Source organism: Mucilaginibacter sp. P4_A11, assembly GCF_056402535.1.
Window position 1 is genome coordinate 127680 of record NZ_JBFUHE010000017.1, and the last position, 24112, is coordinate 151791.

At 44.0% G+C, this 24112-nt stretch carries 12 protein-coding genes; 7 read left to right on the forward strand and 5 right to left on the reverse strand.

What is annotated here, in order from left to right; translation table 11 throughout:
- Nucleotides 1-243 precede the first annotated feature (243 nt).
- Nucleotides 244-3576 (forward strand): glycosyl hydrolase family 28-related protein, encoded by a 3333-nt coding sequence (locus AC1DUD_RS26155; RefSeq protein WP_477379977.1) that lies wholly within the window; start codon nucleotides 244-246, stop codon nucleotides 3574-3576.
- Nucleotides 3577-3672: 96 nt separating this feature from the next.
- On the opposite strand, the gene dxs is transcribed toward AC1DUD_RS26155, so the two are convergent.
- Nucleotides 3673-5604: a 1-deoxy-D-xylulose-5-phosphate synthase gene (gene dxs / locus AC1DUD_RS26160; RefSeq protein WP_477380005.1), complete on the reverse strand. Its 1932-nt coding sequence runs from the start codon at nucleotides 5602-5604 to the stop codon at nucleotides 3673-3675.
- Nucleotides 5605-5844: 240 nt separating this feature from the next.
- Here dxs and AC1DUD_RS26165 point away from each other — a divergent pair, with 240 nt between their 5' ends.
- The 4 genes from AC1DUD_RS26165 to AC1DUD_RS26180 all read left to right on the forward strand — a co-directional run bounded on the left by AC1DUD_RS26165 (nucleotide 5845) and on the right by AC1DUD_RS26180 (nucleotide 13811).
- The gene (locus AC1DUD_RS26165; RefSeq protein ID WP_477379979.1) at nucleotides 5845-6606 is read left to right on the forward strand and encodes a segregation and condensation protein A; all 762 of its coding nucleotides are present in this window, start codon (nucleotides 5845-5847) and stop codon (nucleotides 6604-6606) included.
- Between the two features lie 131 nt (nucleotides 6607-6737).
- Nucleotides 6738-9152 carry an ABC transporter permease gene (locus AC1DUD_RS26170; protein WP_477379981.1) on the forward strand — a complete coding sequence of 805 codons (2415 nt, stop codon included), beginning with the start codon at nucleotides 6738-6740 and terminating at the stop codon, nucleotides 9150-9152.
- Between the two features lie 240 nt (nucleotides 9153-9392).
- The gene (locus tag AC1DUD_RS26175) at nucleotides 9393-10679 is read left to right on the forward strand and encodes a serine hydroxymethyltransferase (protein WP_477379983.1); all 1287 of its coding nucleotides are present in this window, start codon (nucleotides 9393-9395) and stop codon (nucleotides 10677-10679) included.
- Between the two features lie 3 nt (nucleotides 10680-10682).
- On the forward strand, nucleotides 10683-13811 hold the full coding sequence (locus tag AC1DUD_RS26180) for a PAS domain S-box protein (RefSeq protein WP_477379985.1): 3129 nt from the start codon (nucleotides 10683-10685) through the stop codon (nucleotides 13809-13811).
- Between the two features lie 181 nt (nucleotides 13812-13992).
- On the opposite strand, the gene AC1DUD_RS26185 is transcribed toward AC1DUD_RS26180, so the two are convergent.
- Together AC1DUD_RS26185 and AC1DUD_RS26190 are read right to left on the reverse strand one after the other, a co-directional pair.
- The gene (locus AC1DUD_RS26185) at nucleotides 13993-14745 is read right to left on the reverse strand and encodes a glycosyltransferase family 2 protein (protein WP_477379987.1); all 753 of its coding nucleotides are present in this window, start codon (nucleotides 14743-14745) and stop codon (nucleotides 13993-13995) included.
- Nucleotides 14738-16021 carry a glycosyltransferase family 4 protein gene (locus AC1DUD_RS26190; RefSeq protein WP_477379989.1) on the reverse strand — a complete coding sequence of 428 codons (1284 nt, stop codon included), beginning with the start codon at nucleotides 16019-16021 and terminating at the stop codon, nucleotides 14738-14740. The genes AC1DUD_RS26185 and AC1DUD_RS26190 overlap by 8 nt, the downstream gene beginning before the upstream one ends.
- A gap of 37 nt (nucleotides 16022-16058) precedes the next feature.
- On the opposite strand from AC1DUD_RS26190, the gene AC1DUD_RS26195 reads away from it, so the two are divergent.
- Both AC1DUD_RS26195 and AC1DUD_RS26200 read left to right on the forward strand, forming a co-directional pair.
- Nucleotides 16059-19247, forward strand: a complete 3189-nt coding sequence (locus AC1DUD_RS26195; RefSeq protein WP_477379991.1) for a S41 family peptidase — start codon at nucleotides 16059-16061, stop codon at nucleotides 19245-19247.
- Between the two features lie 342 nt (nucleotides 19248-19589).
- Nucleotides 19590-21857, forward strand: coding sequence for an aconitate hydratase (locus tag AC1DUD_RS26200; RefSeq protein WP_477379993.1), 2268 nt, complete (start codon nucleotides 19590-19592; stop codon nucleotides 21855-21857).
- A gap of 260 nt (nucleotides 21858-22117) precedes the next feature.
- Here AC1DUD_RS26200 and AC1DUD_RS26205 read toward each other — a convergent pair whose 3' ends face one another.
- Both AC1DUD_RS26205 and AC1DUD_RS26210 read right to left on the reverse strand, forming a co-directional pair.
- Entirely contained in the window at nucleotides 22118-22312 is a 195-nt protein-coding gene (locus tag AC1DUD_RS26205) for a hypothetical protein (protein ID WP_477379995.1), read from the reverse strand.
- Between the two features lie 147 nt (nucleotides 22313-22459).
- A partial coding sequence (locus AC1DUD_RS26210; protein WP_477379997.1) for a PIG-L family deacetylase occupies nucleotides 22460-24112 on the reverse strand: 1653 nt, incomplete at its 5' end.

Below are 24112 nucleotides of genomic sequence, written 5' to 3' on the forward strand. Positions count from 1 at the left end.
AATAATTTTAACCTAACCTACTTGTTAAAGCAGCCTTTCTGTTTATGCATCACAAATTTTCACCCCTACCGACCTATTATTTAAAGTTTGATCCAAAAGATCATATCCAACATCTGATCGCCTGGCCGGGCTTTTCTCCATAAGTGCAACAATTACAATTGTCGTTTAGAGGCAATTGTAAATTCAAAGTAACGCCTGCTATACTCAACAGAGAATTATCAATTCATAAATTAATACTATACCATGACAACAATTGCTAACTATGCAGCCTTGCGTAGCCATGTCTACAGCTCGGGCGATGAATCAGTATTTGTACAGGGAAGAACAACAACCGGCGACGGCGGCGAGGGGATCTTCTTTTGGGATCCCGGTAACACACTAACAGACAATGACGGTTTCATCATCAAGGTGAGTTCCGTTACAACCGGCAGGTGGAAACGTGTTTATGACGATTACGTCAACGTGACGTGGTTTGGTGCTACAGGAGACGTTAAAACCGTAACCGGAACAATCATTGTAACGGGTGCCGGCGCAGACCCGACCAAGCTTACCTGTATCGGATCAAATTTTACTTCGGTCGATGTAGGCAAAAAAATAACGATTAACGGTGCAGCTGCTGCCGTGAATATACTTAACGAATTTGGCTCAGATAACATCCCGCAAGCACTTTCAACGGCTATTGTAACTGTTAATTCGGCGACAGAGGTAATATTACAGGATGCGGCAGCGACCGATGTAACAGCCAGCGAGGTAAATTATGGTAGTGATAATACTACGACACTTCAAAATGCCATCAATGCAGTTGCTGCCATAGGAGGAGGAAGTGTATTTTTTCCCGCAGGTAAATATGCGATATCGGGGAAATTGCAGATTAAAAATTACACCCACATTTTGGGTGAAAACAAATATAGCAGTATCATTTATGCAATAAAGGATAACTTCACCCTGATTGAATGGGATTATATGGCAGCTTTGCCGGCGCCGGGAAATATTTCCGTTAAAAACATATGCCTGTGGGGCTATGCCGATAGATTTAAGTATCAAAATGTACCGGCCACTGCCACTGTGGTTAGGTGTTACCTGATGAAGCTGAGTAACTACCAATTTGTTGAAATAGATAATTGCTATGGAAAATGGTCTCGAGAAATGGGCTTTGCGCTATCAGGCGGCACCGTTACTATTACTAACAATATCCTTGAGAACATATTAAGAGATGGTATAAATGCAGGTGACGCGCAAAAAGTTATCATGACCGGAAACAGGGGCAGGTTTATTGAAGATGATTTTCTTGCAGTAGATTGTTCAGGGCTATCTAATGGATCAGATCCAACCGGACATGTAGATAATATCGCTATTGTCTGTGATAATGAAACCTTCTGCTCTCAGGGTATAACCGTTGGCGGAGCCCGGAATGCTATAATCGCAAACAATAATTTATCATTTATAAAAGGCAGAGCTATCAGATGTTCAGTGGAAACCGCCTCGGGTGGCCAGATAGAATCATTGAACGTAGTAATAGCCAACAATAATATAAAAGATGTATTAAAGCTTTGTACACCCGAACTGAATTATGGTGTGGAAGATGGTCATAATACCTACCCTAACGAAAATAGCACACCAAGATATATTCCGGGTGCATCAGCAGATGGTATCGAATTAGGGTTTACGATAATGAAAGCCACTTCATTAAGCAACAACGTGTATCCGGGTACTTTTACCACTTTACTTAAACAATATGTGAAACCCGAGCTTTTTTGGAATCTCGAAGGTGTTAGCCTGGCCCACGGACAAAGCAGGGGCGTGATTGTTGCCCATAATTCCATCATGCAATCATTTAGCGGGTTAACTAAAATATCAGATGCTTATGGTTATGGTTTATGGACAAGAAAAGGTGACACTGATGTTTTAGGATACCAGGGAACTATTTGCATGGCCAACGGTGGATCACAGCAAAATGCCTATTATAAATCATATGGCATTACTGTAGGCGGACCTAACAAAGGTTTAAAGATCATCAATAACTATATTTATGGTTTTCAGCGGGGGATTTACTTCGACCCTCAAAGTTGGAGAGAAGATATCACCATCAAGGACAATACCATTGAAAGGACGCTGGAAGGTGTTTTTCTGGATGTTAGTCCTTCCGTGCAATATCCTGTTGATATGAATATTACCGGGAATAGCTTTGATCCCGATCCGTATTTAGAGGCGACAGACAGGGCCGATACCACTTCTGCCGGGGGAACCGGTATTACAGATGCTAATATTACTGCCGGCTCCACCACATTAACTACTACTACCTCTACACCGTTTTCATCATCAGATGTGGGAAAGCTTGTTCAGATAACCGGTGCCGGTTTCCTGGGGCTTTTAAATGGGCCTACCGCCGACTCCCTGGTGGCTCAAATTGTTACATATAATGCAAGTAACAGCGTTACTTTATCCACGCCGGCAATAACTTCCGTTAGCGGACAAACGTTGACTAAATTTGGTCTGCTGACCGGTGGCTGGACAAACGATACCGGGACATTTTATCACGCGGTTTTCGCGCCATATGCAGTTGGCCCTAAAGTAAGTAATAACAATTTTAAGAACACCAAAGATGTTGTTGGGGGAAATACATCTACCAAGGCATTTGTTTATTCAAATAATTACTACTGTGACCCGGTTAATCAATACGGTATTAAGACGCTTACCAACACTACTGCAAACCGGATCTTCTGGATAGACAGCACTCCCGGCAATTTCAGCGACCAATTACTTACCATCAAAAACACTGACTTACAAGAATCGGCGGCCCAGCCAACCTCCGGTTCATTTATCAAAAATCAGGTTGTCAGAAATACCAACCCGGTTAATGATGCAAACGGATTTGTCCTGTTTGGTTGGCTGCGTTTAACAACTGGTTCAACACATACAACTACAGATTGGCAGCCGATGTATATTTCAACAACCAGTTTTAATAGTATCTTAAATCAAACGGCAACAACGCAAACGGCTGCATTCAAAATTTCAGGAGCCGGTACAATACTCGGGGGACTTACGGTAGGAACGGGCCTAAGCCCGTCTGTTGACAACGGCTTGAATTTCGGAAACCAGACTTTAAGATGGCGGCAGATCTGGGGAGGATTTGGTCATATCGGTGATCCAAACGCACTTGATAATTCAGCAATGTTCCAGATCGATTCAGGGACCCGGGGATTCTTGCCGGTAAGAATGAATAAATTTCAGCGTCAAAGCGTAACCAGCCCTGCTGATGGCCTGCTGATTTATCAAACCGACGACGTATCCGGTTTATACGAATATAATGCCGCTACATCAGCATGGAGACGCATTTATCAAAATGTTCCTACCTTAAAAACCGTAACAGTCTCCGGAACAGGAAGTGCAACTGTTATTAGTATTCCGCATTTGTTAGCAGCTGCTCCAAGCTGGTTTACTGCGATAGCCACAAACAGCGCGGCTGGTAACATTGGCTATATAACAGCAGATGCTACCAATATAAATATCAACTATGCTACAGCACCGGCTGCCGGAACTAATAATTTAGCATATAACATATCTTTTATAGCCTGATTATTGTTCGCCATTGGGTAAAAGTTAAGAAGCCGCCTCATGATTACTTATGAGGCGGCTTCTATTTATATCAGTAAGCTAAGGCAGTATTTGTAACTACGATGCTATATTATTCACGTTCCGCTTTTCTGCCATGTTACGTACCTGCCGGGCAATGCCGTTGGCATCGAAACCACAATCGGCCCAAAGCTCGGGTTGGTCGCCGTGTTCAATGAACTTGTCAGGGATCCCCAGGCGTTTTACCTGGATATTGGTGTAGCCATTGTCGGCCATAAATTCGAGCACAGCAGTACCTGCGCCGCCTTCTATACAGCCATCCTCAACAGTAATCACTTTATTGAAGTTTTTGAATACGTCATGCAGTAAAGCCTCATCAAGCGGTTTTACAAAACGCAAATCGTAATGAGCCGGGTTATAACCTTCGGCATTAAGTTCGGCAGTGGCTTTAACCACTTCGTTACCGATAGCCCCGATAGAGAGGATCGCCACATCATCACCATCACAAACCTTACGGCCTTTGCCTACAGGGATAGCTTTAAACGGACGCTGCCAATCAACCATAACGCCGTTACCGCGTGGATACCTGATCACGAACGGCCCCATGTTTTCCTGCTGGGCGGTAAACATCAGGTTGCGGAGTTCTTCCTCGTTCATGGGCGCTGATACAATCATATTAGGGATGCAGCGCATATACGCCATATCATAAGCACCATGGTGGGTAGCGCCGTCGGCACCGGCAAAACCGGCACGGTCAAGACAAAATACTACATTGAGCTTTTGTATGGCCACATCATGGATCACCTGATCATAGGCCCGCTGCATAAAGCTGGAGTAGATATTGCAAAACGGAACAAGTCCCTGGGTAGCTAAACCGGCAGAGAAGGTCACCGCATGCTGTTCGGCAATGCCTACGTCAAACGCACGGTTTGGCATAGCCTTCATCATGAGGTTTAATGAACAACCTGAAGGCATGGCCGGTGTAATCCCCATGATCTTGGGGTTTTGCTCTGCCAGTTCAATAATGCTATGCCCAAACACATCCTGGTATTTAGGGGGCTGAGGCTTATCGTATTTAGCTTTTTTTATCTCGCCGGTGATCTTGTCAAACAAACCGGGAGCGTGCCACTTGGTCTGATCTTTTTCGGCCAGGGCATAGCCTTTGCCTTTTACCGTGATGCAATGCAGTAGTTTAGGGCCGGGGATATCACGCAGGTCCTTCAAAACTTTTACAAGGTGATTTACATCATGTCCATCAATCGGGCCAAAGTACCTGAACTTAAGCGCTTCAAAAAAGTTACTCCGTTTAAGCAGGGTGCCTTTAATGCTTTTTTCAAGCTTTTGAGCCACTTTGAAGGCATCAGGGCCAATTGATGATAGCTTGGCCAATACGTGCGCGATATCGTCCCTGAAGCGATTATATGGCTTTGAGGTAGTGATATCGGTCAAATATTCTTTTAATGCGCCAACGTTGGGATCGATGGCCATGTTATTGTCGTTCAGGATCACCAGCAGGTTGGAGTTCTCGATGCCTGCATGGTTGAGCGCTTCAAATGCCATACCCGCGGTCATGGCGCCATCGCCAATTACGGCTACATGCTGCCTGTCGGTTTCTCCTTTATACTGGGAGGCAACAGCCATACCCAACGCGGCAGATATAGAGGTTGATGAGTGGCCTACACCAAAGGTATCATACTCGCTTTCCGAGCGTTTTGGGAAGCCGCTGATACCGCCATGGATCCGGTTGGTGTGAAACTCATCCCTGCGGCCAGTAAGTATTTTATGACCGTAAGCCTGGTGGCCAACGTCCCAAACTAACTGATCGTAAGGTGTATTAAGTATATATTGTAATGCTACAGTAAGTTCAACTACACCAAGGCTGGCGGCAAAATGCCCCCCGTTAACTGATACCACGTCAATAATATACTGGCGTAGCTCCTTGCATACCTGTTCAAGCTCGTTTTCATTAAGTAGCTTTAAATCAGATGGATAATTTATTTTTTGTAATAAATTCCCGGCCGGTACCTGCATTGACATTCGTAAGGATATTTAACCTGCAAAATAAGGTAATTATTGTTAAATTCAGGGTATATAAAGATATTAAATTACTTAAGAAACAGGATATACCAAACAAAATGGTCGACTTACGATCGGTTATTACAGCAAACTGAAGCGGGATAATACCTGTTTTTAATTCTGACCGCCTGTGTTTTGTACCTTAATTCCCGCTATGCTGATTCCGGCCGAAATGTTTATTTTTGACAGGATTTTATGACCGACGATAGTTTTGCCATTAGGTTACCCCAGTTTGAAGGCCCGTTTGACCTGCTGCTGTTTTTCATTGAACGCGATGAGCTGGATATCCATGATATCCCGATAGCGAAAATTGCCGATGACTTTCTGCACTACCTGCACCAGATGACAAGCCTCAACATGGAAATTGCCAGCGAATTTATTTTCGTTGCAGCAACCCTTATGCGCATTAAGGCCAAAATGCTGCTGCCGCGTTATGGTACCGAAGAAGCAGGTGATGACCCGGACACCAAAGAAAACCTGATCAGGAAACTCATCGAATATAAAAAGTTCAAAGAGGCGTGTGAAGAGATAAGGCCCATGGAGGATGAGCGTTTTAAACAGGAAAAGCGCGGCAATATCAAACATGACCTTGAGCAGGTTGAAAAAGTGGCCGTCCCCGGCGAAGAACTATCCGAGCTAACCCTTTACCGCCTCATGGTTGTTTATGAGCGAATGGTCCGCAATTTCACCAGGCGCAATGAGGAAGTAAAGCATACGGTAGTACAATATCCTTACACCATCGAAAAGCAAAAAAAGGCGGTTGCCGATCTGCTCAAGATTAATAAAATGCTCGATTTTAAAGCCATCGCCAAAGAATCTGAAAACAAGGTGCACTTTGTCTATAACTTTCTGGCCGTGTTGGAAATGCTTCAGCAGGATTTGATCGATATCCAGATTGGATTGGGATATAATAATTTCTGGATCTCGTCAAAAGCCGGGATTGAAGCGGAAAGCTAAAGACGCTATGCTTTTTCCGGAGCTTTTGGCTTTCTGCTTTAAGTCTTTAGCTCAAACAAATAACATTATTTAACATATCAACCCGGCTTATATTGGTTATTCTGTCGCATTTTTGTGTAAATGCCCGACCGATGCTGAAATCCTACTTTAAAATTGCCTGGCGAAACCTTTGGAAAAATAAAGCTTTTTCCATTATTAACATTTTTGGACTATCTGTCGGTATAGCTTTTACGCTGATCATCGGTGCTTATGTATGGGGCGAACTCCGGGTAAATCACGATCTTAAAAATGCAGATGATCAATACATCATCCTCAGCAAATGGCGCGATCCAAATCAGGGAGTAGATATTGCTTCTGTTGATGCCTTGCCAAAAGCTTTGAAAGCAAACTATCCTAATCTTGTTGCTAACTATTACAGCTTTAACGGGATAACATCTATAGTAACCAAAGGTGAAAAAAGCTTCAGGGAAAGTATGCAGTTTGGCGATAGCACCCTGCTAAACATGTATGGTTTTAAGCTGTTGTATGGCGATGTAAAAACTGCTTTGAAAGATCCGTTATCAGTTGTAATAACCCAGCGCATGGCGCTGAAGTATTTTGGCAAAACAGATGTGATAGGGCAAGCACTCAATTTTCAGAATTTTACAGGCAATAAGCATGATTTCACCATCACCGGCGTTTTACAACAGCTGCCCAAAAATTCGGTTACCAATTTAAACGACAGCAATAATTCTGATTTTTTCTTTGGGCAAAGTTCAAATACCTTCTGGGGATTTACAGTAAATAACTGGAACAATGCGCAATGGGTAAGTTATATTGAACTGCAAAAGGGAGTTAATCCTAAAACGGTTGAAAAAGCCATGCGCGAACTGCTCGAAAAAAACGCTACTCCACAGGTTGCTAAAGACCTTACCCCATATCTTGTTTCGTTGAAAGACTATAATCTAACAGCTGAAAGTGGCGTGGTTAAAAAAATGATCGTTACGCTTTCGGCAATCGCGTTATTTATATTACTGATGGCAGTCATCAACTTTGTAAATATTTGTATCGGCCGTTCATCGGGCAGGATGAAGGAAATGGGCGTACGCAAGGTACTTGGCGGCTTGCGGAAGCAATTGATTTGGCAATTTTTGGTAGAGTCGGTATTGATGGTGCTTTTTGCTACCATTTTTGCAGTTATTATTTACCTGGTGGCAAGGCCGTATTTCAGCAGTGTTTTGTGCCGCGAAATTGCCGGGCTGTTAGCATTCCCCGTTTATATTATTCCTGTTTTGTTACTGTTTGTACTTTTGGTTGGCGCGCTTGCGGGTATTTATCCTGCACTGGTATTATCTGCCTTACGATCTGTTGATGCTATAAAAGGTAAATTAACAGCAGTGAAAGAGCGGGTATTTTTCAGGAAAGCCCTTGTTGCTTTTCAGTTTACTACGGCCGCAATTGTATTTATCGGGGCAATTATTGTTTCAAAGCAAATCAGTTTGTTTTTTGGGAACAACCTGGGCTATAGCAAAGATTATATTGTGTATGCCCAGTTGCCACGGGATTGGTCGACAGCAGGGGTAAATAAAATGGGGGCCATCCGTGAACAAATGGCGCAAATGCCGCAGGTAAGCAGCGTATCGCTCTCTTACGAAATCCCTGACGGAGCCAATGGCTTTAACTCGCCGGTTTACAGGCAAGGGGCAAGCCCAACGCAAGCTGTGGCTTCGCAAATTTTAATGGATGATAACCAGTATGCTTCAACCTATAACATTCCTTTAAAAGCAGGCACGTTTTTTAAACCGGTTTACCAAGCCGCCGATTCAACGTTGGTAGCTATTAACGAAACACAGTCAAAAGCATTAGGCTGGAAGGAACCTGAAGATGCTATTGGTCAAAAAATAATGATCCAGCAAGGTAATACCGCCGTTCCCTATACGGTTGGTGGCGTTACCGCCGATTTTCATTTTGGTTCCCTGCATGAGCGCATTAAGCCGATCATATTTGTAAATGTTAATTACTATGTTGCTTATCGGTATTTTTCATTCAAATTAAAAGCCGGCGATATACAGCAAAACCTAACTGCTATACAAAAGAAATGGGCCGAACTTATCCCTAACGCCCCGTTTGAATACCACTTTATGGATGATGCGCTGAAAAAGTTGTACACTACCGAATTGCAATTAAAGAAAGCTGCTTACATAGCAGCTGTTTTAGCGGTGATTATAGTACTGCTTGGGGTTTTGGGTTTAATATCCTTGAGTATTCAGAAACGTACCAAAGAGATAGGCATCCGCAAAGTGCTGGGCTCTTCGGTTTCGGGGATTACGATGTTATTCTTAAAGGATTTTTTAGGTGTGGTGATCATTGCCGGTTTAATAGCCTGCCCGTTAGCTTACGTCATCATGCAAAAATGGCTGAATGATTATGTTTACCGTATTGATCTGTCGTTATCACCATTTGTAATCTCGGTGGCATCACTTACTATGGTTACGGCGGTTTTGATAGCACTGCAAACTATAAAAGCTGCTTTCGCTAATCCGGTTAAAAGCTTGAGGAATGAATAATTTATAGTAAATGCCATTATAATTTAAGCTATACTATTGAATATCAGCTAAACCTGTAATCAACAGTATAAGTATAAATACTGGTTGCTGATAATTTATTTGCTGTAAGTGCCTGCACGGCAAATAATATTGTGTTTACTTTAAATTAAGTAAAATCTAACATCGCTCCTGTCTCAAATCTAACTTCCACTATCTCAAATCTATATCAATTGCTTAACTTAGCACCGTTAAAAACACACAATGAAAAGAGACAAACTGATATTTAAGCTATTGGATGAAGAGCAGCAACGCCAGGAAGAAGGCATTGAGCTTATAGCATCTGAGAATTTTGTAAGCAGGCAGGTTATGGAAGCGGCAGGTTCTGTTGCAACTAACAAATATGCCGAAGGTTTACCGGGCAAGCGTTATTATGGCGGCTGCCAGGTGGTTGACGAAATTGAAACCATAGCTATTGAACGTGCTAAACAACTGTTCAACGCCGAGTGGGTTAACGTACAACCGCATTCAGGTGCACAGGCAAACGCAGCAGTTATGCTTGCGATATTGCAGCCGGGCGATAAAATATTAGGCTTCGATCTTTCTCACGGTGGTCACTTAACACATGGTTCGCCTGTTAACTTTTCGGGCAAATTGTATGAGCCACATTTTTATGGGGTGAAAAAAGAAACCGGTTTGGTTGATTATGACCAGCTGAAAGAAGTTGCCCTGCGCGAAAAACCAAAACTGATCATCGCTGGTGCTTCGGCATACTCACGCGATTGGGATTATGAATTTATCCGTAAGGTAGCTGATGAGGTTGGTGCTTTGGTACTGGCCGATATTTCGCACCCGGCGGGTTTAATTGCCCGTGGCTTATTGACCGATCCACTTCCGCATTGCCATATCGTTACTACTACCACCCACAAAACTTTACGTGGTCCGCGCGGTGGTTTAATTATGATGGGTAAAGATTTTGAAAACCCATATGGCATTAAAACCCCTAAAGGCGAAATCAGGATGATGTCGTCATTGCTGGATATGGCTGTATTCCCTGGTACACAGGGTGGTCCGTTGGAGCACATCATTGCCGCTAAAGCAGTTGCTTTTGGCGAGGCTTTGAGCGACAGCTATATGAAATACATTGTGCAGGTTAAAAAGAATGCTGATGCCATGGCCGAAGCATTTGTGAAACTGGGCTACCAGATCATATCTGGCGGTACCGATAACCATTTAATGCTAATCGACCTGCGTAATAAAAACATTACCGGTAAAGCTGCCGAAAATGCGTTGGTAACTGCCGATATCACCGTGAATAAAAACATGGTGCCATATGATGATAAATCACCGTTTGTAACTTCAGGTATCCGTGTGGGTACTGCGGCCATCACAACCCGCGGTATGAAAGAAAAACATATGGAGCATATTGTTGAATTGATAGATGCTGTAATTACTGATCCTGAAAATGAACATTCTATCAAGAAAATACGTAAAAGGGTTCACAAGTTAATGTACGACTTTCCGTTGTACAGAGATAAGGACTCAGAATAAAAAATGACACCAAGGCAGGAAGATCCATCAAACATAGAAGATAAGCGTTTAGCGGCGCTTAAGTCATACAATGTTTTGGATACCATGCCCGAAAAGGAGTACGACGCAATTACGCGTTTAGCCTCCTATATATGCCAGGTACCGGTAGCGTTGATAACGCTGCTTGATGCCGAAAGGCAATGGTTCAAATCAACATACGGCGTCGACGTGGGGGAAACACCCCGCGCCGACGCTTTTTGCAACCGCACTATCCAATCCGACGCGCTTCTTGAAATAATCGATTCTAAAGAAGACGAGGAATTTAAGGACAATCCCATAGCCAATGAAATGGGCGTACGATTTTACGCCGGCGCGCCATTGATCGACCCGGATGGTCACCGCTTAGGCTCATTATGTGTTATTGATACAAAACCCCGCAAACTCACGGCCGAACAACGCGATGCGCTCCGTACACTGGCCGATGAGGTAATGTCGCACTTGCTGCTCCGCAAACAGAAACTGGAACTGGAGCAAAACTTGAAGAGCCACCAGGAGTTTCATAACCTTTTTGACAGCTCGCCCGATATCCATTGTATCATGGACAGGGATTTTAACATTGAACAAATTAACAGTTCTGCCAAACCAGTCTTGGATTATTTACCTGCCGAAGTTATTGGCAAACCTATCTGGCATTTTTTCCCGGAAGAAGAGCAGGCCAAATTGCTGTTGGTGCTGAAAACGGGATTGAGCAGGCAGCAGCGTCATTTTGAAATAGAAGCGCATATTGTAACACCATCGGGCGATATCAAATGCATTAGCTGGTCGGTAACTTTTAAAAATGATAAATGGTTTGCCAGCGGGCGCGATATCAGCTATCAGAAAAAGGTAGCCGATGAACTGGCATTATTATCATTGGTAGCAAGTAAGGTTACCAGTGGTGTGGTGATCAGTAATGTGGCCGATGAGGTGATCTGGACCAATGAAGCTTTTGAGCAGATAACAGGCTACAACCAGGCCGATGTGGAAAACCGTCGCCTGCGCGATGTGCTTAAGGGAGTTCCACTGGATGCCGAAGCGGTGAAAAGGCTTGATGAAGCTATCCGTAAACAGATATCCTATGAGGTCGACCTGCTCATCGATAAAAAAGATGGCGAACCGGTATGGATTTCGGTATTTAACTCCGTGATTCGCGACAGTGCAGGGCAAACCGATAAATTCATCAGGGTTATTATTGATATAACCCAACGCAAAAAGATTGAGCAGGATCTGGAGATCCTTTCCTTTGCAGCCCGTAAATCGCCGAGCGGCATCCTGATCCGCAGTAATACTGGTGAGGTGGTCTGGATGAACGAAGCCCTGGAAAATATCACAGGTTATACGCTTGATGAAATGCGCGGCAAAATGTTTGGCACTATGCTGCTTGGAGAAGATACTGACATCAATGTGTTTAAAGCCGCAGTAAAAGCTGTAGAGGAAAAGCGGGGCTACGAAGTTGAAATAAAAATTTATAAAAAGGATAAAACACCGATCTGGGTGTTTTTATCAAACAGTCCGCTGTTTAACGAAGTTGGCAGCGTTGAACGGCAGATAGCTGTAATGGTTGACATTACAGAACGCAAGAAAACGGAAGAGCAGGTAACCATGCTTTCGTTAGTGGCCAGCAGTACGGCCAGCGGTGTTGTGATTAATAATAGTGACGGAAAGGTGGAGTGGGTAAATAAAGCCTTTGAACAAATAACCGGCTATACTTTACTCGATGTAGAAAATAATCATCTCGGAGATGTGCTTAAAGGCGAGCTTACAGATGTATCTATTATTCAAAAGGCACGTGAGCTGTCACGCAACAAACAGTCATTTGAGGTTGACCTGCTGGTTTACCGTAAGGACAGGCAGCCTTTATGGATCTCGGTGATTAACTCGGTGATCATTAACAGCAAGGGCCAGGTTGATAAATACATAGAGGTTATCATTGATATCACTGCTAAAAAGAAGGCCGAAATTGAACTGATCACTGCCCGTGAAGAAGCCATACAGCTAAGCCGCGCCAAAGATATGTTCATATCGGTAATGAGCCATGAAATCCGTACGCCGCTGAATGCCGTAATTGGTATGTCGCATTTGTTAATGGAGGATGATCCGCTTGAAGGGCAAAAAGAAAACCTTAATATTCTGAGGTTCTCGGCCGAAAACCTGATGACACTCATTAATGATGTGCTTGATTTTGCCAAGATCGAAACCGGGAACGTGGAGCTTGAAAAGGAGCGGGTTGATTTGACGGAGCTTGTTCAAAGCATAACAAGTTCGATGCAGTATAAAGCCGGCGAAAAAAATATTTATATTAGCAAAAGCATTGATGAGGCCATACCCAAAGTAGTTTTGGGCGACCGCACCCGGCTGATCCAGATATTATTAAACCTGGTTGGTAATGCCATTAAATTTACCAGCAAAGGAGGTGTTACTATCGACCTGCGAGTGATACAGGAAAGTGAGCACGATGTACGTGTAAGGTTTGCGGTAATTGATACCGGTATAGGTATTGCCGCTAATAAACTGGGCACCATATTTGAACAGTTTAAGCAGGCCGAAATGGATACTACCCGCAAATATGGCGGTACAGGATTAGGCCTGGCTATCAGCAAGCGTTTAATTGAACTGCATGACTCGCGGATAAATGTTGACAGCGTGCTGGGCCAGGGTTCAACTTTTTGGTTCACCATAGGTTTTAAAAAAGGCGATTACCAGTTAAACAGAAATAGCAATAACGTGGAAGAAGGACTTAAAATAAATGTTTTAGTAGTTGACGACAACCAGATCAACCGCCTCCTCATTAATAAAATATTGAAGAAGTGGGGAGCCAGCGCCGATTTTGCCGAGAACGGTATTGAGGCTATTGAAAAGGTTGAAACTAACCGCAACTACAACGTGGTGCTGATGGATATCCACATGCCCGAGATGGGCGGTTTGGAAGCCACCGGTATTATCCGTGCTAAAACAGATGCTTATTTCCAGCAATTGCCAATTATTGCCCTTACGGCCTCTATGCTCAGCAACCAAATGGGCGAGATCAACAACGCCGGCATGAATGATTATATCCTTAAACCCTTTGATCCGCGGGTACTTTACGATAAGTTAAGCAGATATCAGCAGCAGTAGCTTTTAGTTCTCTTCGCCGTCATTGCGAGGTACGAAGTAATCGCAAACTATACAGAGCGGCCGTACTAATCCGGGATTACTTCGTACCTCGCGATGACGCTGTTAAGTATTTTTCAAATAGGCACGAGCTCTCTTATTACGGCCAGGAAACCTACCACTCTCACAATTAACAGAAACTACCTCAGTCATTCGTCCTTCTATTCTTCAACCAGTACCATCCCAAATTAAAGGCGATAACGAAGTGGTTAAAAACAGTTGGGATCAATCCGTAGTTCCTTTTCATGATATCGAAACGCTCCAGTAAGCTTTGGCGGTGTTTTTTCTTCGACATCCCTCCTACCAGGTATTTAGCTACGTAACGGTTAGCGTTAACAATCTTTTTAGCTTTTTTTGCTGCGCGGATTATCCAGTCGATATCCGAACTGAGCTGGTAGCGGCGGTCATATGGTTCAGCCAATGAACGCCTGATATAGATAGCCTGGTGGCTGATGCTCATACCATATTTAAAACCCCGCCAGGTAAATTTTGCAGGCGCTTTATGCCGGCGCTGCCCTAAGCTGGTACCATCATCGGCAATCATTTCGGTTTCGCCATAGTAGATGTCGGCATCCTCCGCAGAAGCAAAAACAGCCGCTACAGTTTCGTTATTATAAAACTCATCGCCCGAGTTCATGAAGATCACATAATCACCCGTAGCTAAAGCGAGGCCTTTATTCATAGCATCGTAAATGCCCTCATCTTTTTCACTAACGATTTTGGTTACACGATCTTTATATTTTTCGATGACCTGTAAGGTACCATCATTCGATAAGCCATCAACAATTACATATTCAATATTAGCATACGTTTGGTTAACCACCGAACGAATGGTACGCTCAATATCCCTCACGTTATTGTAAACAATAGTGATAACGCTTAGCCTTCGGTTAAACATTATTACCTCCCTTATTCAATAACCTTTGATATACTTCAATATGTTTTTTAGCAATCACCTCTTCCGAAAAGGTATCCATAATGGTTTGCCGAGCCTGCTGGTTCAGCTTTTCCCTTTCAGGATGTTTGATGATCCACTCCATCCCATCGGCAAAACTTTCGGATGATTTATAGGTAGCCAAATACCCATTATGCTCATGTTTCACCATGTCGGGTATGCCGCCCGTTGTAAAGGCTATCACCGGTGTTCCGCAACTCAGGCTTTCCATCACGGTGTAAGGTAAATTATCTTCGAGCGAAGGGATCAAAAAAGCATCGGCCGCAGCGTAATGCAGGGCCAGCTTTTCATCGTTATTGATTGTTCCTAAAAAGCTGGTTTTAAACGGAAAGTCCGGTACATTTTCAGTCCCCCGGTTGCCAAATACTACCACTTCAATTTGATCAGCATCTACTCCCAAGCGTACCTTAAGTAACTCCATGCTCTCCAGCAGGTACTGTGTGCCTTTGTGCAGGTCCTTGCGCGAGGGCATAAATCCGCTTAAAAAAATGAATTTATTAGTCGGCAACCCGGCTTGCTGTTTCGCCTGTTTTTTATCCGCAGGTTTAAAAATATCCGTTTCCAGCGTATTGGGAATGTGGTTGACGGATTTACCCTGCATCAGGCTACTTTTCTTTACAGAAGCCTGCATCCATGAACTCGGAGCAGCTATGCTAAAATCAAGCTCCTGGTAAGCTTTATTTTTTTGCTTCCAGATGCTGTGCGAAATATCATTATCGCCGGCATTGATCAGCAGCGGACAGTTACCACATTCATTTAGATAGTGATCGCAGGTATAACGCACGTGGCAGCCGCCGGTAAAGGCATTACTGTCGTGAAAAGTCCATACTATAGGCTTACCTAATCTTTTAATTTCGGCTATATGTTTTGGATCCAGGAAACCATGGTTGATCCAGTGCAGGTGAATGATATCAGCATTCTTAACATCAGGGTGTTTGATCACCGAGCGGCCAAACCAGGTAAAGGAAAACGGGGTACGGCTATCGGGTTTTAAAAAGCGTTTTGCCAGTATACGCTCCAATATAATGGTTGCTGCTGTGTATGATTTTTGGATAACATTACGGTTAAAAGTCTTGATATCAGGATTATTTCCAAATTTATAATGTACTATAATTTTAGAATCGATATTTTGGCTTAGTAATGCCCGGTTGAGGCGCATGCAGGCCCTGCCCGCGCCGCCATTACCGTCATACGTATTAAGGTGCACCACTTTTAACATGGCTCAAAAATACATTTATTCATAAAACTTAAACCATATGAAGAAACTATACATCGTATTGTTTTCGGCAGTATTGTGTCAAACAAACCTTAAGGCCCAAACCACGGCGGGGTATTTTGCTTCCAACCCTACGCTTAGCCCCGATGGCAAAACCGTAATTTTCAGTTACGAAGGGGACCTTTGGAAAACCGACATTAACAGTCCGACAGCTACAAGACTCACCGCCATGCAGGGTGAAGAAACCAATCCCCATGTATCGCCTGATGGGCAATGGCTGGCCTTTTCATCAAACCAGTTTGGCAACAATGATGTATATGTAATGCCCCTTGCCGGCGGCGATATCAAACAGATCACCTTTAACGATGCTCCGGATAATGTTGACTCCTGGACATGGGATTCAAAATCCATCTATTTTACTTCCGGCCGCTATAACGGTTTCAGCGAGTATAAGGTTGCCGCCACCGGAGGAACTCCAACCCGGTTGTTCGGGCACTATTTCAATACCGTACATGGCGTTGTCGAGCACCCGCAAACGGGCGAACTGTTTTTTAGCAATACCTGGGAAAGTATCTATTTCCCAACCCGCAAGCATTACAAAGGCGCTTATAACCCCGATATCCAATCGTACAACCCTAAAACCAAAGCTTATAAAAAATATACCGACTGGCAGGGTAAGGATTTCTGGACTACCATCGACAAAAACGGCAACATCTATTTCGTATCCGATGAAGGTAATGAAGAGTATAACCTGTACACTTTTGTTGATGGTAAAAAAACTGCTTTAACCCAGTTCCCTACCTCCATTAAACGCCCTCAGATTAGCGCCGATGGCAGCAAGGTTGTTTTTGAAAAAGACTACCAGATTTTTGTTTACGATGTAGCATCCAAGCAAACACAAAAACTGAGTTTAAACCTGTTCCGCAATAACGTATTACCTAAAGATCAATCGTTTGAGGTAGGGGGCAAAATTGAGTCGGCAGCTTTATCGCCCGATGGCAAAAAATTGGCCTTTGTATCCCGAGGCGAACTTTTCGTAAGCGACGCCGAAGGCAAATTCATCCAAAAGCTGGAGCGCAATACCAGCGAACGTGTTACTGAGGTAAGCTGGATGAGCGATAACAAAACCCTTATTTTTGGCCAAACTTTAGGCGGTTTCCCTAACTGGTACACCATAGCAGCAGATGGTACAGGTAAAGAAAAGCAGCTTACCACCGATAAAGGCAGCAACCGCCTGCTGAGTATGAATAAAGACCGCACACAAGCCATTTACCTAAGCGGCCGCAATGAGCTGAAGCTTCTGGATCTGAAAGCACTTACTTCAAAAACCATTGTTACCGATGAGTTTTGGGGCTTTTATAATCCACAGCCACGTTTTTCACCCAATGGCGAGTATGTGGTATACAATGCTTACCGCAATTTTGAAATGGACGTTTTTGTTTATGAAATAAAAACCGGAAAGATCCTGAACCTTACCAACAGTGGCGTTACAGAGGCGGCACCGTTCTGGTCGCCGGATGGTAAGTATATTTATTTCACATCATCACGTACGCAACCTGAGTATCCATACGGTTCAAAGGATGCCCACGTTTACCGCATGCCTTTGCAAAAGTATGATGATCCTTTTAAGATGGATAAATTTACTGCTTTGTTTAAAGAAGAAAAGAAAGATGACGATAAAAGCAAGACAAAAGACAAAGACAAAAAAGCTTCTGCCAAAAAGAAACCTTTATCTGAGCAACCTACACCAAAAGCACCTTCCGATATTGTAATAGATACCGAAGAACTGATGAAGCGTCTGGAACGGATCAGTCCGGAGTTTGGGCAGGCCCAGGGATCTTATGTGATTCAAAAGGGAGATAAAACATTGGTATACTACGCCTCAAATCATAGCGAAGGTAAAGCAGCACTTTACCGTACCACGCTTGAAGCATTTGAACAACCTAAAACTGAAAAAGTTGGCGGCGGTGACTTTGGTAATTTCGACATTTTCGGAAATGGTGATAAATACTTCCTATCGGCCGGCGGCAATATCTATACCTTAAACATTGATGCCAATAAAGTGGACAAGGTTGAAATCAACTACAACTTTACCCGAAATATGGCCGGTGAATTTGCGCAGATGTTTGACGAAACATGGGCCGGGCTTGATGAAAACTATTACGATGGCAATTTCCACGGGGCCGACTGGAAAAAAGTACACGACAGCTACCAAACCTTTGTACCCTACATTAACAACCGGGCCGACCTGCGGCTGTTGCTAAACGATATGTTGGGCGAACTAAACTCATCGCACCAGGGTTTTTACTCAAATGGCAGCGAGGAGAAGAAAACCCTCTCCTACCGAACCATGGAAACCGGGATCATTTTTGATAACGATTCGCCATATAAAGTTAGCGGCATAGCCATCCGCAGTAATGCAGATAAAGCCGGCATTGATGTAAAACCGGGCGATATCCTGAAAGCAGTGAACGGTGTTACTGTTGATGAAAAGCAGGACCGTAACTATTACTTCAGTAAGCCATCACTTGACAGGGAAATTGAGCTAACCTTTAACCGTGCAGGCAAAGATGTTAAAGTAAAGCTGCACCCTGAATCAACCGGTGATTTATCAAACAACCTTTACGACGACTGGATTGAAAACAACGCCAAAACCGTTGCCGAAAAAAGCAAAGGCCGCATAGCTTACTCCTACATGAAAAATATGGGGCAGGGCGCTTTGGAAGATTTTCTGGAAGATATGGTTGATGATGCCTACAAAAAAGATGCGCTCATCCTCGACTTAAGGTATAATACCGGCGGCAACGTGCATGATGATGTTTTGAAATTCCTGTCGCAAAAGCCATACCTGCAATGGGCTTATCGCGATGGCAAGAAAACTCCGCAACCTAACTTTGCACCGGCCGCTAAACCCATTATCCTGCTCATGAACGAGCAAACCCTGAGCGACGGCGAAATGACATCTCAAGGCTTCAAACAATTAGGATTAGGCAAGATCATCGGCACCGAAACCTACCGCTGGATTATTTTCACCAGTGGCAAAGGCCTGGTTGATGGCTCATTTTACCGCATCCCGGCCTGGGGCTGCTATACCCTTGATGGTAAAGACATTGAGAAAACGGGTGTAACACCGGATATCTATGTAAAAACAGATTTCGCCGACAGGATAGAAAATAAAGACCCTCAATTGGACAGGGCTATTGAGGAGATTTTGAAACAGTTGAAATAATTAGCTGCAATTTTAGTAGCAGTTATTTTATACGCGTCATTGCGAGGAACGAAGCAATCCCCGACTTACAGAGCCGCTCTGCATAGTTCGCGATTGCTTCTTTCCTCGCAATGACGCTTTCATAACACCCTTCTTTTGGTAGTATGCCACTCAAAAATGCAACTGCTGCTAACCAATCTCTAACCACTAACCTCCAATCACTTATTTAGAACATATCCAAATAACATTTGTACATATCACTAACAGCTTTCAAATGTTATTTTTTGTAAATTCGCCGTCCTAAGGCCGGATAACGGGCTTAACGTCAATTTCTTTTACTTTTCACCTAAAAATCAAATACAAATGGCTTTTGATTTAGATATGATCAAAAAGGTTTACGACCGCTACAGCACACGTGTAGAGGCTGCCCGCAAAGCGACCGGTAAACCCCTAACTTTAACCGAAAAGATTTTATATGCCCACCTGAGCGAAGGCGATGCTCAAAAAGCGTTTGGCCGCGGGGTAGATTATGTTGATTTTGCACCAGACCGCGTAGCCATGCAGGATGCTACCGCCCAGATGGCCCTTTTGCAATTTATGCAAGCTGGTCGCCCGCAGGTTGCTGTTCCGTCTACCGTACATTGCGATCACCTGATCCAGGCTAAAATTGGCGCTGTTGAAGATTTAAGTACTGCTGTTGACGTTAACCGTGAAGTTTACGATTTCCTGGCTTCAGTATCTGATAAATATGGTATTGGTTTCTGGAAAGCCGGTGCAGGTATCATTCACCAGGTAGTGTTGGAAAACTATGCTTTCCCTGGCGGTATGATGATCGGTACCGACTCACATACTCCTAATGCAGGTGGTTTAGGCATGATCGCTATTGGTGTTGGTGGTGCTGACGCTTGTGATGTTATGGCCGGCTTACCATGGGAGCTTAAATTCCCTAAACTGATCGGTGTTAAATTAACAGGTAAACTTTCTGGTTGGACTTCAGCAAAAGACGTTATTTTGCGTGTTGCAGGTATCCTTACTGTAAAAGGCGGTACCGGTGCTATTGTTGAATATTTTGGCGAAGGTGCACGTTCACTTTCTGCAACTGGTAAAGGTACTATCTGTAATATGGGTGCCGAGATCGGCGCTACTACCTCTATCTTCGGTTACGATGAAAAAGCCGCGGCTTACCTTAAAGGCACCACACGTGCTGATATTGCTGAGCTTGCTGATGCTATTGCTGAACACTTAACCGGCGATGAGGAAGTTTACGCTAACCCTGAGCAATATTTTGACCAGGTTATTGAGATCAACCTATCTGAGCTTGAACCACATGTAAACGGACCGTTCACACCGGATCTGGCTTGGCCTATCTCTAAATTCGCTACTGCGGTTAAAGAAAACAACTGGCCTACCAAACTGGAAGTTGGTTTGATTGGTTCATGTACCAACTCATCTTACGAAGACATTACCCGTTCAGCTTCTATTGCTAAACAGGCTATCGATAAAAAATTAAAAACCCAGGCCGAGTTCACCATCACTCCGGGTTCGGAACTGGTACGCTATACTGTTGACCGTGACGGTTACCTTGATACCTTTGCCCAAATGGGTGGTGTGGTATTGGCTAACGCCTGCGGACCATGTATCGGCCAATGGGCCCGTCATACCGACGATCCTACCCGCAAAAACTCTATCATCACTTCGTTTAACCGTAACTTCGCTAAACGCCAGGATGGTAACCCTAATACCCACGCTTTCGTGGCATCACCAGAAATTGTTACCGCGTTTGCTATTGCCGGCGATTTAACTTTTAACCCGCTTACTGATACTTTAACTAATGAAGCAGGCGAGCAGGTTAAATTTGACGAGCCACAAGGCATTGAAATGCCGGTTAAAGGCTATGCGGTTGAAGACGCAGGCTACCAGGCACCGGCCGAAGATGGCAGCAAAGTTGAAGTGATCGTTTCTCCTACTTCATCACGTTTGCAATTGCTTGAGCCGTTCAAAGCATGGGAAGGTACTGATATCACCGGCTTAAAACTGCTGATCAAGGCTAAAGGTAAATGTACTACCGACCATATTTCGATGGCAGGCCCATGGTTGAAATTCCGTGGTCACCTGGATAACATTTCAAATAACATGCTGATCGGTGCTATCAACTACTTTAACCTTACTGCCGATAATGTTAAAAACGAATTAACCGGCGAATACGGCCCTGTTCCGGCTACTCAGCGTGCTTACAAAGCAGCAGGTATCGGTTCAATTGTAGTAGGCGACGAAAACTATGGCGAAGGTTCATCACGTGAGCACGCAGCTATGGAGCCTCGTCACCTTGGTGTACGTGCCATATTGGTAAAATCATTTGCCCGTATCCACGAAACCAACCTTAAAAAACAAGGTATGCTGGGCATCACTTTCGCTGATAACAACGATTATGATAAGATCCAGGAAGATGATACCATCGATATCACCGGCTTAACTACTTTTGCTCCAGGCCAGCAGTTAACCGTTGTGTTACACCACAAAGATGGTTCAACTGAATCATTCCCTGTAAACCATACTTACAATGCTCAGCAAATTGAGTGGTTTAAAGCAGGCGGTGCGTTGAACATCATCCGCAAGCAAATGGCATCTTAAGGCTTAAAGCCGAAAGGTAAAAGCTGAAAGCTATAAACAAAAAAAGCCTCCCCATTAGGAAGGCTTTTTTTGTTTAGCCATACATTAAAAAAGCGTCATTGCGAGGTACGAAGCAATCCCAAACTATACAGGGCGAACCTCCTAATCGGGGATTGCTTCGTACCTCGCAATGACGCGGAGAAAGTATTTTTATTCACCCCGTCGGCCGTATCCCCACGGGCGCTGGGAAAGACGTATTTTCATTTTCTATACTATTACCTCTATTGAGAAACATATAACCGTCGTTGGAATCCAAAGATCAGTCCCAAAACAATAAAAATCACAACAAGTAAAATAAAGACCAACATAACTATTCTATCCGATTGCCGATTTGTCTTTATTTCTTCCGCTGCCGCTTTTTCAGCAGCATCTTTTTTCAGATCTATTGATTTAACTTTTGTTAATCTTGCCCTCATTATTTATAAATATACTATTTCCCCTACAAAAAAAGGCCGTACGGTAAACCGTATGGCCTTCACAAAATATAAAGACATCTTAATAATTTTAAGACTTACGAAGTTTTAAAAACTTCGTAAGTCTGGCTCTGTGTTAAGATTTTCCCTTTAAAACTTATACCTCACAAACGCTTCCATAGCCTCATATTCAGCAAGGCCAAGGCGGTCATAGCGTTGGGCGGTGTCACGGGTGCGGTCTTCGGCGCGTACCCAGAACTCCCTCGCATCATCACCCGGGAATACTGGTGTATCCTTTTGTGACTGATGTTTAAAGATCGCATTACGCTTCCTGATCACTTCTTGTGGCGACAATGGCACTGCCATCTCTATCTCGTAGGTCTCAAATTCATGCCACGCACCGCGGTACATCCACAACCAGCAATCTTCTACCCATGCTTCTTTGCCTTTCAGCCTGTCCAGCGCTGCCAATATGATCTTGAAGCATACCAGGTGGGTACCGTTAGGGTCAGCAAAATCACCTGCCGCAAAAATTTGTTGTGGCTTTACTTTTTGAAGCAACTCAATCGTTAACTGGATATCTTCCTCGCCTACCGAGTTCTTTTTGGTTTTACCTGTTTCGTAGAATGGTAAAGCCATGAAGTGGATATGATCGTCCTGTAAGCCTGCATATCTTGCGCCTGAGATCGCTTCTGTTTTCCTGATGAAACCTTTCACGTTCCTGATCTCCTGGGTGTCAATCTCGTTCGGCTGTTTGGTGGGGAAGAAAGCTCTCATATCTTCATATGATTTTTGAAGATGAGCTGTGTCTTCGCCGATGCTATTGGTAAAGTCTATCGCAAATTCCATATACCTCAGTACATCATCATCCCATACTGCGGTATTGCCCGAGGTTTGGTAGGCTACGTGTACGTCATGACCCTGATCTACCAAACGGATGAATGTTCCGCCCATCGAGATCACGTCATCATCCGGGTGCGGTGAGAAAATGATGGAACGTTTCTTGGCCGGCTGTGCCCTTTCCGGTCTTTGCGAATCATCCGCATCGGGTTTGCCGCCCGGCCAGCCGGTGATGGTATGCTGGATCTGGTTGAAAATATCAATGTTGATATTATATACCGGCCCCTGCTCTACCGCCAGCTGCGCCATGCCGTGGTTATTGTAATCTTCTTCTGTTAGTTTCAGTACAGGTTTGTTAACCTCGTTAGCTAACCAAATAACAGCCTTTTTCTTTAACTGGTTATCCCATACACAATCTTTAACCAACCATGGGGTATCAAACCTCGTTAATTCTGATGCGGCATCTGCATCCAATACAAATTCTACATGCTGTGATAATTGCAGGTAAGTAGCAGGTACCTCACCTGAGATCTCTCCTTCTACCGCTTTCTTGATGATCGGTGCTTTCTTTTTGTTCCAGGCCATCAGAATGATCTCCCTGGCTTTAAAGATCGTGCCGATACCCATCGTAATCGCTTTCGTTGGCACATCAGCTTTACCACCGAAGTCCCGTGCAGCATCACGCCTGGTCAAATCATCAAGGGTTACCATCCTGGTGCCCGAGTTTGGTGCCGAGCCCGGTTCGTTGAAGCCAATGTGACCCGTACGACCGATACCTAATATCTGAAGGTCTAACCCGCCAAGCTCTTCAATCTGTTTTTCGTAGGCCAGGCAGTATCCTGCTACCGCATCTTTATCCAGCGTGCCATCAGGGATGTGCACATTGGCTTTTTCTATATCGATATGACTGAAAAGGTTTTCATACATGAAGGTCACATAGCTTTGTGCTGCTGTGGGTTTCAT